The following is a 13,805-nucleotide window of genomic DNA, read 5'->3' as shown; positions in this document are numbered from 1 at the left end:
GTAAGCCCTCAAAGCCTGGTCCGTGAAAACGGGTTCCAGCGCACCGTGCCGAGCCGCACCTCCTCGCGCATCATGGTCAGCAGGCCGGAGCCGCCGACGACGGCGAGGCCAACCAGCGACAGCCAGTCGGGATATTCCTGGAAGAACAGCGCGCCGAGGATTACCGCCCAGACGATCTGCGAATAATGCGTCGGGGCGATCCGGTTGGCGGGCGCGTATTTGGCGGCGAGCAGTTGCAGCAATTGTCCACCCGCAGTAAAAGCGCCCGCCATCGCCAGCCAGACAAGCTGCATGACGCTTGGCAGGGTGAAAGCGGTGGCGGCGGCGCCGACCCCGTTGAAAACAAGGCCATAGCCGACGAGCACGCCGAGCATCGACGTGCGCTTCTCCTGCTGGGCAAGCGACCGCAACAGGATGACGCTGGTCGCGGCAAGGAAGGCATTCACGAAGGCGGCCAGATGGCCGAGGTTCAATTCGCGAAAACCCGGCCGCACCACCAGCATCACGCCGGCAAAGCCGGCGACGACGGCCAGCCACCGCCAGGGACCGACCTTTTCCTTCAGGATGACGGTGGACAGGATGGTGACCAGCAAGGGCGCCAGGAAGATCAGTGCGTAGACTTCAGCCAGCGGAATGGTAGTGAAGGAATAGACGCTGAGCACGCCCGAGGCGATGCCGGCCCACGCTCGCGCCTGCACGGCCCATGGCCGCTTCATGCGCCAGAAATCACGCCAGCGTTCGCCCGCCGGGCGGGTGAAGAAGAGGAAACAGCCGGCAAACAAGGTGGCGAAGAAGCCGATCTCGAACACGGTGAACTGCCCACCCAGGCTCTTGATAACGGCATCGCTGCCCGAATAGCTTGCATAGGCGATGAGGGCGAGCAGGATTCCGTTTGGCACGTTTTTCCATTTCCGGGAGAGAGTAGCGTGAAAATACTGGCGCTCGGCGCGCATCCCGACGACATCGAGATTTTCATGTTCGGTACGATGGCCGCCTATGCGGCGCAAGGCGCAGAACTGACTTTTGCCGTGGCCACGGATGGTGCCAGGGGCGGCAGGAGTGATCCCCGGGTTCTGGCCCGTGCCCGCCGCGAGGAAGCGACGGCCGCGGCCGCGCTGCTTGGCGCAGCGCCGCGCTTCCTCCACTTTCCCGATGGCGAGCTGGTGGCCGACGGCGCGCTTATCAGCGCGTTGAAAACGCTTCTACGCGAGGTTGGACCGGATCTGGTGATCACGCACGCCCCCAATGACTATCACGCCGATCATCGGTCCCTGTCTGACGGCGTGCGCATCGCGGCCTCTTTCGCCGTTCCCGTGCTGCACGCCGACACGATGGGCGGCACGGGGTTCGCGCCCACGCACTATGTCGACATTTCCGCCTATCGGGATCTCAAAGCGCAGGCGATCCGCGCCCACCAGTCGCAGGGCCCGGAGCAATATGTCGACAGAGCACGCATCCAGAACGAATTTCGCGCCGTCCAATGCAACGGCGTCCCCGGTTCATTGGCCGAGGCCTTCCGCTTCGAACCCAGATTTCCCTTCGCCGACATACGGGCCTTGTTGCCGCCGGCACCGCCCCTGCGGCCGGTGACACCAATCCCGAACGCGAACGAGACCGGCTAGTCGGCAGCCGGAGCAAGCATCCGGCGGTCATTTCCCAACGATTTCAATCAGCCGTTTGGGCATGTTGCGATGCAGCAACGAATTCGCTTGCCTTGTTTAGTAAAAATTGCATCACTAAACAAATTACTAAACATCCGCGGCGCGACGATGCCGCCATGTTTGGGCCTCTGAGGAGAGAGGTTGAGGGCTCTTGGGACCGTCATCCGGACGTGTCTCACAAATGGGAGGAAGGCATGAAATCGAGCTTGAAACTGGCTATGGGACTGGCCTCGGCGATCGCAGCGTCGACAGCCGTCTCGAACGCCGCGCACGCTGAAGACCTGACGCTGTGCTGGGCCGCCTGGGACCCGGCCAACGCGCTTGTCGAACTGTCCAAGGATTTCACCAAGGAAACCGGCATCGGCATGAAATTCGAATTCGTGCCGTGGACCAACTATGCCGACCGCTTCCTCAACGAATTGAACTCGCACGGCAAATTGTGCGATCTGATCATCGGCGACAGCCAGTGGATCGGCGGCGCGGCCGAGAACGGCCACTACGTCAAGCTGAACGACTTCTTCGACAAGGAGAAGATCAGCATGGACGACTTCGTGCCGGCGACCGTCGTCGGCTATTCGGAATGGCCGAAGAACACGCCCAATTACTGGGCGCTGCCGGCCATGGGCGACGTCGTCGGCTGGACCTATCGCAAGGACTGGTTCTCGAAGCCCGAACTGCAGAAGGAATTCAAGGAGAAGTATGGCTGGGATCTCGGCCCGCCGGCGACATTCGACCAGCTGAAGCAGATCGCCGAGTTCTTCCAGAAGCGGCAGATCGACGGCAAGACGGTCTATGGCGCTTCGATCTACACCGAGCGCGGCTCGGAAGGCATCACCATGGGCGCCATGGACGTGCTCTACAGCTACGGCTTCCAATACGAGAACCCGAAGAAGCCCTACGAGATGGAAGGCTTCGTCAACTCCGACAAGTCGGTTAAGGGTCTGGAATTCTACAAGGCGCTTTATGACTGCTGCACCCCTCCGGGCGCCTCGAACAGCTACATGGGCGAAGGCGTCGATGCCTTCAAATCCGGCCAGGTGGCGATGCACATGAACTTCGCCTTCACATGGCCGGGCCTGCAGAAGGACGAGAATGTCGGCGGCGACAAGATCGGCTATTTCGTCAATCCGAAGGGTCCCGACGGCGACCAGTTCGCCCAGCTCGGCGGCCAGGGCATTTCGGTGGTGTCCTATTCCGACAAGCAGGAATCTGCGCTGAAATACATCAAGTGGTTCGCCAACAAGGACGTGCAGGCCAAGTGGTGGTCGCTCGGCGGCTACTCCTGCCTCAACGCGGTGGTGAAGGACCCGAAATTCCCCGCCAGCCAGCCCTACGCGCAGACCTTCCTCGACTCGATGGCCATCGTGAAGGACTTCTGGGCCGAGCCGAGCTACGCGCCGCTGCTGCAGGCCTCGCAGAAGCGCTTCCATGACTATGTCGTCGCCGGCCAAGGCTCGCCCAAGGACGCGCTCGACGGGCTGGTCAAGGACTGGACGCAGGTCTTCCAGGACGACGGCAAGATGTAAGCTCCTCCCGAGCTAGGCCCAGGGCCGGATGATTTCTGGTCGGTTCGACCAGAAATCATCCGCCTCCAGATCATCCGAGAGAGCATGATGTCGTCCGAAAACCGCTTCACACTTTTCGGCATCATGCTCTGGGTCCCGTGCCGCTCTTGGCACGGGACGCGGTTCAGATAAATTCCATGACAGAGACGCCTCAAGTGACCGAAGCAGGATTTACCATGCTCAATCGGACAGCGGAGACCGTTGCCCGGGCGACGCCCGAGCCGTTGGCGCGCAAGGTCCGGGGCATCAGCGACAAGGGCCTCGCCTGGCTGTTCATCTCGCCGACGATCCTGTTGCTGCTCGCCATCAACATCTTCCCGCTGTTCTGGGCGATCTATCTTTCGTTCACCAACTACCGCGCCAACCGGCCGAACGAAGTGGTGAAGAATCTCGGTTTCGCCAACTACCAGCGCATCCTTGGCGACCAGGATATCTGGATCGCCATGCAGACGACGGCGCATTTCGTGTTCTGGACCATCCTCTTGCAGACGCTGATCGGCTTCACGCTGGCCTGGCTGATCGACAGGAAGTTCCGCGGCCATGCCTTCTGGACGACGCTGATCCTGGTGCCGATGATGCTGTCGCCGGCGGTGGTCGGCAATTTCTGGCGCTTCCTCTACGAGCCGCAGATCGGCCTGTTTTCCTACGTCATCTCGTTCGCGTCAGGCATTCCCCCGACAAGCATCCAGATGCTCTCGAACGTCTCGTTGGCGCCGTGGTCGATCATCATCGTCGACACCTGGATGTGGACGCCCTACGTGATGCTGATCTGCCTCGCCGGCCTGCGCTCGATCCCCGAATACATCTATGAGGCGGCCGAGGTCGACCGCGCCTCCAACTGGCGGCAGTTCTGGTCGATCACACTGCCCATGGCGCTGCCCTTCATCATGCTGGCGGTGCTGTTTCGCGGCATCGAGAACTTCAAGATGTTCGACATGGTCAATTTGCTCACCGGCGGCGGGCCGGGCTCGACCACCGAGGTCGCCTCGATCACGCTGAAGCGTCAGGCCTTCGAAAGCTGGCGCACCGGCTACTCATCGGCCTTCGCCATCATCCTGTTCGTCGCGGTGTTCGGTCTCGCCAATATCTACGTCAAGGCGCTCAACAAGGTGAAGCAGAGATGAGCCTGACCACTGCCCATTCGGTCGTCGCCCCCTCGGCAAATTCGAAGCGCATCGCCGGCGCCATCATCATCGCCTATGCGCTGGTCTCGATCGTGCCACTCTTGTGGATCTTCGCCACCAGCTTCAAGACGCCTCCGGATTCGATCGCCTATCCGCCCAAGATCGTCTTCCAGCCGAGCATCGAGGGCTACTGCAACCTGTTCACGACGCGGACAAGGCAGACACCGGAGTACATCAACTCGCTCGGACCGGCGACCGGCTTCTGCGACGAGACCGTGCGCAAGCGCAACATGGTGATCGCCGGCCCGTCCAACTTCCTGCCGCGGTTCGTCAATTCGCTCATCATCGCCTTCGGCTCGACCTTCTGCGCCGTCTTCCTCGGCACGTTGTCGGCCTATGGTTTTTCGCGCTTCAAGGTCCCGCTTGCCGACGACCTGCTGTTCTTCATCCTGTCGACGCGCTTCATGCCGCCGATCGCGGTCGCCATTCCCATATACCTGATGTACCGCGAACTCGGCCTGTCGGACACCGCGCTCGGCATGATCCTGCTCTACACGGCGGTCAACGTGTCGCTGGCGGTGTGGCTGCTCAAAGGCTTCATCGACGAGATTCCGCGCGAGTACGAGGAAGCCGCCATGATCGACGGCTATACGCGGCTGCAGGCCTTCTGGCGCACCGTGCTGCCGCAGGCGACCACCGGCATTGCCGCGACCGCCATCTTCTGCCTGATCTTCGCCTGGAACGAATATGCCTTCGCGGCCCTCTTGACCTCCGGCACGGCACAGACCGCGCCGCCCTTCATCCCGACCATCATCGGCGAAGGCGGCCAGGACTGGCCGGCCGTCGCGGCCGGCACGACGATCTTCCTGGTGCCGATCCTGGTCTTCACCATCCTGCTGCGCAAGCAATTGCTGCGCGGCATCACTTTCGGCGCGGTGCGCAAATGAGCATGACCCAACCTGCAAAACGCAAGTCCCGCTGGCCACGCTGGGCCAGGCGCGGGCTGATGGAAAACATCGCCACGGCGCTGATCGCCATCGGCTTCCTGATGCTGTTCCAGCCCTTCGCGCTGTCGCTCTACACCTATTCGTTCATCACCATGCTCGCCGGCACGGTGATGTTCATCATCGTCTCGAAGTTTCCGGAATAATCATGGCCGAGATTCGCGTCCAGCATCTGAGGAAGGCCTTCGGCGATTTCGTCGCGGTGCAAGACTCCAATTTCGTCGTCGAGGATGGCGAGTTCTTCGTCATGCTCGGGCCGTCCGGCTGTGGCAAAACCACCACCTTGCGCATGATCGCCGGGCTCGAGCTGCCGACCGGCGGCCAGATCCTGCTCGGCGGCGAGGACGTCACCATGCTGCGGGCGCGCGAGCGCGACATCGCCTTCGTCTTCCAGCTGTTCGCACTCTATCCGCATATGAATGTGCGCAAGAACATCGGTTTCCCGTTGCTCGCGCAAGGCATGCCCTCGGCCGAGATCCGCACCCGCGTCGAAGAAACGGCGAAGCTTCTGCGCATCGACCATCTGCTCAACAAATCCGTTTCCGGCCTTGCCGGCGGCGACCGTCAACGCGTCGCGCTCGGCCGCGCCATCGTGCGGCGGCCGAAATGCTTCCTGATGGACGAGCCGCTCGGCACACTCGACACCGAATTCCGCGATCTGATGGTCCATGAACTGCGCGAGTTGCACAACCGCATCCATGCCACCACCGTCTATGTCACGCACGACCAGATGGAAGCGATGTCGATGGCTGACAAGATCGCTGTCATGAACCACGGCGTCATCGAACAGTTCGGCACTCCGCGCGAGATCTATGACCGCCCGGCGACCATGTTCGTCGCGGACTTCATCGGTTCGCCGCCGATGAACTTTCTGGGCTTCGGCGGTGGGCTTTCCAAAGGCGCGCAGGAGATCGTCGTCCAGGGGACAAAAGTCGCGGTGCCGGAGGTGCGCGAGGACATCGCGCCGGCCGACATGGCACTTGGCATCAGGCCCGAACACATCCGCTTCGATGACGCCTCCAAGCTGCGCGGCGCCATCTACGGCACCGAATATCTCGGCACCACGCAGATCGTCGCGGTGGAAACGACGGACGGCATCATCAAGGCGCGCGTGCCGGCCGAAATCCGGCTCAACCCGGGCGACCATGTCGGCCTGACGCTGAACAGCGCGCGGCTGTCGCTGTTCGACAAGGGATCTGGCCGCGCCGTGAGAACGGCGATCCACGACACCGCATCGGAGCGGAGAGCGCAGCATGGCTGACGTGCACATCAAGGGCGTGACCAAGAGTTTCGGCGAGCAAGCCGCGGTCAGCGGGCTCGACCTGCATATATCAGACGGCGAATTCGTCGTGCTGCTCGGACCGACCGGAGCCGGCAAGACGACGACGTTGCGGCTGATCGCCGGGCTGGAGCGGCCGGACGCCGGCACGATCGAGATCGGCGGCCACAATGCCACGAACCTGTCGCCGGCAGAGCGCGATACCGCCTTCGTCTTCCAGCAATATTCGCTCTATCCGCATTTGTCGGTGTTCGACAACCTTGCCTTTCCGCTGCGCTCGCCGGCGCGGAGAATACCGGAAGACCAGATCCGCCGCCGCGTCGAGGAAGTGGCCGGCATGGTGCGCATCCGTCACAAGCTTGCCAACCGTTCGACGAAATTGTCGGGCGGCGAGATGCAGCGCGTCGCCATCGGCCGCGCATTGGTGCGCAAGCCCTCCATCTACCTGATGGACGAGCCGCTGTCGTCGCTCGACGCCAAGCTGCGGGCGGACCTGCGGCTCGAATTGAAGCGCATCCAGTCCGAACTCGGCGCCACCATGCTCTACGTCACCCACGACCAGATCGAGGCCATGACCATGGCCGACCGCATCGGCATCCTTGACAAGGGCGTGCTGGTGCAGATCGGCTCGCCAAGGACGATCTATTCGGAACCGGCAAACCTGCATGTCGCGGCAAGGCTTGGCCAGCCCGCGATCAATCTTCTGCCCACCGGGCTGCTTCCCGACGGCGGCGCGCCGACGGGTACGAAGACGATCGGCGCACGCACCGAGCATCTGGCCATCGAGAAGGCGACGAACGGCCATGCCGACGGCGTCGTCGACTGGGTCGAACATCTCGGCGACCAGAACCACCTGCACGTGGCGGTGGGGCCGAAGAAACTGGTGACGCTGACCGACCCCGACACCGATCTGGCACGAGGCGACAAAGTGGTGATCCGCTACCGGTCGCCGCTCTATTTCGGCGCTGATGGACAACGACTGATGTGAATGGTTTTCGGCTTTCCTGCCAAGGCTGATGCCGGCTTCTGATTGACGATTGCGAATACGGGACGAATTCGATGAAGCACTTTTTCAACCGCAGGGAAACGATCGTCACCGAGGCGCTTGACGGCCTGTTGCGGACCATTGGCTCGGGCGACCTCGCGCGCCTCGACGGCTATCCCGAGATCAAGGTCGTGCTGCGCGCCGATTGGGACAAGTCCAGGGTTGCCGTGGTCTCCGGCGGTGGCGCCGGGCACGAGCCTTCGCATGCCGGCTTCGTCGGCAAGGGCATGCTGACGGCGGCGGTCTCGGGCGAGATCTTCGCCTCGCCGAGCGTCGAAGCGGTGCTGGCCGCCATTCGCGCCGTCACCGGACCGGCCGGTTGCCTGCTGATCGTCAAGAACTACACCGGGGACCGGCTCAATTTCGGCCTGGCGGCCGAGAAGGCGCGGGCCGAAGGGTTTGCGGTCGAGATGGTGATCGTCGCCGACGACATCGCGCTGCCCGACATCGTCCAGCCACGGGGTGTTGCCGGCACCTTGTTCGTGCACAAGATATCGGGCCATCTGTCGGAAGCCGGCCAGGATCTGGCATCCGTTGCGGCGGCCGCGCGCGCGGCGGCGAAGGACATCATTTCGCTCGGCATGTCGCTATCGTCCTGCTCGATCCCAGGCCAGCCGCATGAGGACAGGTTCGGCGCCGATGACGGCGAGCTCGGCCTTGGCATCCATGGCGAGCCCGGCGTCGAGCGCATCGCGGTGCAAAGTGCCGACCGGCTGGTGGCGGTCATGGCGGAGCGCCTCGCGGCGCGGCTCGACCCGAAGGCCGCCTATGCCTTGCTGATCAACAATCTCGGCTCCGTGCCGCCACTCGAAATGTCAGTCGTCGCCAATGCGGTGCTTGCCTCGCCGCTCGCCAGGACCGTCAAGCTGGCGATCGGCCCCGGGCCGCTGATGACGGCGCTCAATATGAACGGCTTCTCGCTGTCTTTGATCAAGCTCGACGCGGCCCGCGAAACCGCCTTGCTGGCACCGGTCGGCCCGCACGCCTGGATGCCGGCAAAGCCGGTCGTCGAACCAACTGTTGTGCCGATGGCAAAGGCAGCCGGACAAAATGCGGCATACGAGGCCAGCCAGGACGCGGCTACCAGGCACCTGATCGTCACGGTCTGCGAAAGACTGATCTCGCTCGAAGCGACATTGAACGGACTGGACGCCAAGGCGGGTGACGGCGACACCGGCTCGACGGTGGCGACTGGCGCGCGCAGCATCCTCGAACGGCTTGACACACTGCCGCTTGCCGACCCCCCAGCGACGCTTGGGGCGATGGGCGATATTCTGAGTTCATCCATGGGCGGCTCTAGTGGGGTGCTGTTGTCGATCTTCTTCACGGCGGCGGCGCAGGCCCTGGATGGCGGCACCGATGTGCCCAAGGCGCTGCTTGCGGGGCTTGAACGAATGACGTTCTACGGTGGCGCCAAAGCAGGCGACCGCACGATGGTCGACGCGCTGGAGCCGGCCTTGAAGGCACTCGACGGCAAGGGCCTGGAAGAAGCCGCGGTGGCGGGCCGGCGCGGCGCCGAGGCAACGGCCACGATGGAGAAGGCCAAGGCTGGGAGGTCCGCCTATGTCGGCGCCAAATTGCAGGGCGTGGCCGACCCCGGCGCCCACGCCGTGGCCGAGGTGTTCGCGGCCGCCGCCGCGCTATACGCGGCGGCCTGATGCATGGATCAGTTGTCGGACGACCGTTCTTTCGCTACTGCGGGCAAGGTGCAACCCGGGAATTCGGCCGACATGACGGCGCTGGACCTTTCGAGGCTGATCACGGCCGCCGCGGATACGATTGCCGACCACGCCGAGGAATTGACGGCGCTCGACCAGGCGATCGGCGATGGCGACCATGGGCTGAACATGAAGCGCGGCTTCGAGGCTGTGCGGACAGAGGCCGATGCGTTCGCCGCAAAGCCGCTGCCCGAGGCGCTGAAGGCGATCGGCACCAAGCTGGTGATGACGGTGGGCGGAGCCTCCGGCCCGCTCTTCGGCACGTTGTTCCTGGCGCTGGGCAGGGAGATTTCGGCGGACCCGGACCGGGCCGATTTGACGGCTGCCTTCGGCAAGGCGATCGAGGCCGTGGCCGCGCGCGGCAAATCGCAGGTTGGACAGAAGACATTGCTCGATGTTCTGCAGCCGGTGCATGACGCTTTGGCCGGGGGAATGACGGCGGCTGAGATAGCCGACATCGCCGACGCCGCCGCCGAAGCGACGGTGCCGATGAAGGCGCTGCGCGGCCGTGCCTCGTTTCTCGGCGACCGCTCCATCGGCCATATGGATGCCGGCGCGCGCTCGACCGCGCTGCTGGTGCGCACGCTGGCGCACATCATCGGGGACAAGGGATGAGCAATGTCGGGATCGTGATCGTGTCGCATTCGCCGCTGGTCGCGGAAGGCACGGCTGACATGGTACGCCAGATGGTGGGCGACGAAGTGCCGCTTGCATGGTGCGGTGGAAACGGCCATGGCGGGCTCGGCACGACTGTCGAGGCGATCATGGGCGCCATCGACAAGGCCTGGTCGGAAGCCGGCGTCGCCATTCTGGTCGATCTCGGCGGCGCCGAGACCAATTCGGAAATGGCCGTGGAGATGATCGGCGAGCCCCGCGCGCAGAAGATCATCGTCTGCAACGCGCCGATCGTCGAGGGCGCGGTGATGGCGGCGACCGAGGCGTCCGGCGGCGCCTCGTTGAAAGAAGTGGTGGCGACGGCGCACGAACTGTCGCCGTCGTGAGTGAACGGGAACGTTGAACATATGTCCGCAACCGCCGAAGCGACCGTCCTGATCACCCATGATGTGGGTCTGCATGCGCGTCCCTCGGTAAAGTTCACCAAGCTGGCCAAAAGCTTTGCCGCCGACGTGGAAATAGCACTCGCCGCCAACGGCCCATGGTTCGATGCCAAAAGCATCGTCAAGGTGATGGCGGCCAAGGCGCCGAAGGGCACCGTGCTGCACATCAGGGCCAACGGCGATGGTGCCGATGATGCCATCCGCGCACTGATCGAACTGGTGCAGCGCGATTTCGACGAGGATGCCGGCCATGTCCGTTCGGCTTGACGCCGATGCATGCCCTGGCCGGCCCGCGGGGAATGCGGGCCATGCGCATTGAGGGTGTTCCGGCTTCAGCCGGCTATGCCGAGGGGCCTCTGTTCGACCTCGGGCGGCCCGCGGGCATCTACGCGAGCAAGGCAAGCTCCGCCGAAGAGAAAGCGGCGCTGGAGGCCTCGATCGACAAGGCGGTGAAACGGCTCGTGGCCATGGTCGAGACCGCCGACAGCGATGCTGCCGGCATACTCGAATTCCACATCGCCATGCTGGAAGATGACGCGCTGAGCGGGCCGGCCTTCACATCGATCGCCTCCGGAAAGCCCGCCGACGCGGCATGGCGGCAGGCGCTGGACGCCGAGATCGCGGGCTACGAAGCCTCGGACCAGGATTATTTCCGCGCCCGCGCCACGGACCTGCGCGATATCAGGGACCAGGTGCTGCGCGCCCTGACAGAGGACGGCGGCCGCACGGCACCAGCCGGCGCCATCCTCTGCGGCGAGGACATCGCGCCGACGCGCTTTCTCGAAATCGACTGGAGCCATGGCGGCGGCATCGCGCTGCGGGCAGGCAGCACCGCCAGCCATGTCGCCATGCTGGCGCGCTCGCGTGGCGTGCCGATGGTCGTGGGTCTGCGCGAGCCGCTGGCCGCTGTTGCCGGCACCGCGCTGCTCGACGCGGAGCACGGCGCTATCGTTCTGGCGCCCTCGCCCGCGGAGATCGGCTCGTTCCGGCGGTCGTCCTCCGCCTTCGCGGCCCGCCAAGGCGACGCGGAGACTTTTCTGGCACGGCCGGCCGCGACGAAGCGAGGCACCGCGGTGCGCGTGCAAGTCAACATCGCCGACCCCCGGGACGTCGACGCCATCGATATCGCGACCTGCGACGGTGTCGGCCTGATGCGCACGGAATTCCTGTTCGGCAAGACGCTGCCGGATGAGGAGACGCAGTATCGCGCCTATCGCAAGGTGCTGGAATGGGCCGGCGAAAAACCGGTGACGATCCGCACCGTCGATGCCGGAGGCGACAAGCCGGTGCCGGGCTTCACGGTCGAAGAGGGCAATCCGTTCCTTGGCCTGCGCGGCATCAGGCTGTCGCTGGCCAGGCTCGACATATTCCGCGTTCAAATCAGGGCATTGCTGCGCGCCGCGCCACACGGCAATCTGAAAGTCATGTTTCCCATGATCGCCACGCCGGAAGAGTATGAACGCGCCGCCGCCCTGTTCGCCGAGCAACACGCAGCCCTTGCCGCGCGTGACATCGCGCAAAGAATGCCGCCGCTCGGCATCATGGTCGAAGTGCCTTCGGTGGCCATCGCGCCCGAGGCATTCGCGGGCGTAGCCTTCCTGTCGATCGGTTCCAACGATTTGACGCAATATGTGATGGCGGCCGCGCGCGACAATGCTGCTGTGGCACACCTGAATTCCGTCAGTCATCCCGCGGTGCTGCGGCTTATCGGCTCGGTCGCGTCCTTCGGACGGGAAAATGGGATTCCCGTCAGCCTGTGCGGGGATGCCGGCGGCGATCCGGCCGCGATTGCCTCATTGCTCGAAGCCGGCCTGCGCGATCTCTCGGTCGCGCCGGCGCAACTCGCCATGGCCAAGGCGGCCATCGCTGACGTGCCGGTCTAGGGGGCAGGCATGGTCGACCCGACACCGGAGCCCGAAGAGGCGATCCGCGCGTACAAGACGATCCTGTCGCAGGTCATCGACCAGCGGCCGTCAGGCATGCGCCAGCGGCTCGCCGACGCGCTCGGCAAGCACCGCAGTTTCGTCACGCAGATTTCGAGCCCCGCCTATTCGATCCCGATACCGTCAAAGCATCTGCCCGCCATCTTTTCCGTCTGTCATTTCAGCCAGCCAGAACGGGACCAGTTCCTTGCCGCATATCACCAGGCGCATCCGGGGAAAATCTCGGCCGCCGCGGGCGCGCGCAAGACAAGGCACGTTTCGCTCATCGTGCCGGATTTCGGCGACGACAGACAGAATGCGGCGCTCGACCGCGCGATCAACGAATTCATCCAGAAGGTCACCAGCATCACCGGCAAGAACGGCTGATCGACCTCATGGATGCCAGGCTATTTCGGGAGGAGACGGCCGTGAAGAAATTCATGAATTCGGTGGACACGGTGCTGACCGAGAGCCTCGATGGTTTCGTTGCCGCCCATGCCGACATGCTGGTGCTTGGCGAGGAGCACAAATTCATCCGCCGCAAGGCCCTCAAGCCGGGCAAGGTGGCGCTGATTTCCGGCGGCGGCTCGGGCCACGAGCCGCTGCATGGCGGCTTTGTCGGCCATGGCATGCTGGACGCCGCCTGTCCGGGCCAGGTGTTCACCTCACCGACGCCGGACCAGATGCTTGCGGCCACGCAAGCCGTCGACACCGGCGCCGGCTGCCTGCTCATCGTCAAGAACTATGAGGGCGACGTGATGAATTTCGACATGGCGGCGGAAATGTCGGAAGGCGTCCTTCAGGTGGTGACCAATGACGACGTCGCCGTCGAGAATTCGTCCTACACGACCGGCCGGCGCGGCGTGGCCGGCACGCTGGTGGTGGAAAAGATCGTCGGCGCGGCTGCTGAACATGGCTTGGCGCTGAAGCCGCTCAAGGCGCTGGGCGACCGCGTCAACGACGCGACCCGCTCGATGGGCGTGGCGCTGACCAGCGGCACCGTCCCGGCGGCCGGCAAACCGACCTTCGACATCGGCGATGGCGAGATGGAATTCGGCGTCGGCATCCATGGCGAACCCGGCCGGCGCCGCGACACCTTGAAGAGCGCCGATGCGATCGCCGAGGAGATCTGCGCGGCGATCCTTGGAGACCTGGGCGACAAGGCGAAAGGACCCGCGCTGCTGTTCGTCAACGGCTTTGGCGGCACGCCGCTGATGGAGCTCTATGTGATGTACAACAGCGCCCGCCGGATTTTCGAGAAGCATGGCGTGATGATTGCCCGCTCGCTGGTCGGCACTTATGTCACCTCGCTCGACATGGCCGGCTGCTCGATCACGCTGACCCTGCTCGATGACGAATCGACGGGCTGGTGGGACGCACCTGTCCACACGGCCGCGCTGCGCTGGGGCATGTAAGGCTGGCTTCAGCC

Annotated in this window: 15 protein-coding genes; 14 read left to right on the top strand and 1 reads right to left on the bottom strand. The window is 64.1% G+C overall.

Annotated elements, in window-relative coordinates; genetic code table 11:
• Positions 1-8: 8 nt before the first annotated feature.
• Positions 9-899 carry a DMT family transporter gene (locus LB556_RS24885; RefSeq protein WP_224570248.1) on the bottom strand — a complete coding sequence of 297 codons (891 nt, stop codon included), beginning with the start codon at positions 897-899 and terminating at the stop codon, positions 9-11.
• 27 nt (positions 900-926) lie between these two features.
• Here LB556_RS24885 and LB556_RS24880 point away from each other — a divergent pair, with 27 nt between their 5' ends.
• The 14 genes from LB556_RS24880 to dhaK all read left to right on the top strand — a co-directional run bounded on the left by LB556_RS24880 (position 927) and on the right by dhaK (position 13,791).
• Positions 927-1,622: a PIG-L deacetylase family protein gene (locus LB556_RS24880; RefSeq protein WP_224570247.1), complete on the top strand. Its 696-nt coding sequence runs from the start codon at positions 927-929 to the stop codon at positions 1,620-1,622.
• Positions 1,623-1,855: 233 nt separating this feature from the next.
• Positions 1,856-3,187, top strand: a complete 1,332-nt coding sequence (locus LB556_RS24875) for an ABC transporter substrate-binding protein (RefSeq protein ID WP_224570246.1) — start codon at positions 1,856-1,858, stop codon at positions 3,185-3,187.
• Positions 3,188-3,402: 215 nt separating this feature from the next.
• On the top strand, positions 3,403-4,350 hold the full coding sequence (locus LB556_RS24870) for a carbohydrate ABC transporter permease (protein ID WP_224570245.1): 948 nt from the start codon (positions 3,403-3,405) through the stop codon (positions 4,348-4,350).
• Positions 4,347-5,297, top strand: coding sequence for a carbohydrate ABC transporter permease (locus LB556_RS24865; RefSeq protein WP_224570244.1), 951 nt, complete (start codon positions 4,347-4,349; stop codon positions 5,295-5,297). The genes LB556_RS24870 and LB556_RS24865 overlap by 4 nt, the downstream gene beginning before the upstream one ends.
• The gene (locus LB556_RS24860) at positions 5,294-5,500 is read left to right on the top strand and encodes a hypothetical protein (protein ID WP_224570243.1); all 207 of its coding nucleotides are present in this window, start codon (positions 5,294-5,296) and stop codon (positions 5,498-5,500) included. Before LB556_RS24865 ends, LB556_RS24860 begins: the two co-directional genes overlap by 4 nt.
• Positions 5,501-5,502: 2 nt before the next feature.
• Entirely contained in the window at positions 5,503-6,615 is a 1,113-nt protein-coding gene (locus tag LB556_RS24855; RefSeq protein ID WP_224570242.1) for an ABC transporter ATP-binding protein, read from the top strand.
• Positions 6,608-7,621: an ABC transporter ATP-binding protein gene (locus LB556_RS24850; protein WP_224570241.1), complete on the top strand. Its 1,014-nt coding sequence runs from the start codon at positions 6,608-6,610 to the stop codon at positions 7,619-7,621. The genes LB556_RS24855 and LB556_RS24850 overlap by 8 nt, the downstream gene beginning before the upstream one ends.
• 71 nt (positions 7,622-7,692) lie before the next feature.
• Complete coding sequence (locus tag LB556_RS24845) at positions 7,693-9,336, top strand: dihydroxyacetone kinase subunit DhaK (protein WP_224570240.1); 1,644 nt, start codon at positions 7,693-7,695, stop codon at positions 9,334-9,336.
• Between the two features lie 72 nt (positions 9,337-9,408).
• A complete protein-coding gene (dhaL, locus tag LB556_RS24840; protein ID WP_224570287.1) occupies positions 9,409-10,011 on the top strand; it encodes a dihydroxyacetone kinase subunit DhaL in 603 nt (200 codons plus the stop codon).
• On the top strand, positions 10,008-10,397 hold the full coding sequence (gene dhaM / locus LB556_RS24835) for a dihydroxyacetone kinase phosphoryl donor subunit DhaM (RefSeq protein ID WP_224570239.1): 390 nt from the start codon (positions 10,008-10,010) through the stop codon (positions 10,395-10,397). Before dhaL ends, dhaM begins: the two co-directional genes overlap by 4 nt.
• Positions 10,398-10,418: 21 nt before the next feature.
• Positions 10,419-10,721, top strand: a complete 303-nt coding sequence (locus LB556_RS24830; protein ID WP_140760692.1) for an HPr family phosphocarrier protein — start codon at positions 10,419-10,421, stop codon at positions 10,719-10,721.
• Between the two features lie 41 nt (positions 10,722-10,762).
• Entirely contained in the window at positions 10,763-12,337 is a 1,575-nt protein-coding gene (gene ptsP, locus LB556_RS24825) for a phosphoenolpyruvate--protein phosphotransferase (protein WP_224570238.1), read from the top strand.
• 9 nt (positions 12,338-12,346) lie between these two features.
• Positions 12,347-12,763 carry a hypothetical protein gene (locus tag LB556_RS24820; protein WP_224570237.1) on the top strand — a complete coding sequence of 139 codons (417 nt, stop codon included), beginning with the start codon at positions 12,347-12,349 and terminating at the stop codon, positions 12,761-12,763.
• Positions 12,764-12,804: 41 nt separating this feature from the next.
• Positions 12,805-13,791: a dihydroxyacetone kinase subunit DhaK gene (gene dhaK / locus LB556_RS24815; RefSeq protein WP_224570236.1), complete on the top strand. Its 987-nt coding sequence runs from the start codon at positions 12,805-12,807 to the stop codon at positions 13,789-13,791.
• Positions 13,792-13,805 lie beyond the last annotated feature (14 nt).

Source organism: Mesorhizobium sp. ES1-4 (genome assembly GCF_020164745.1).
GTDB lineage: Bacteria > Pseudomonadota > Alphaproteobacteria > Rhizobiales > Rhizobiaceae > Mesorhizobium.
Note: the sequence above shows the minus strand (reverse complement) of the source record. Positions and strands in the feature narration are given on the sequence as shown.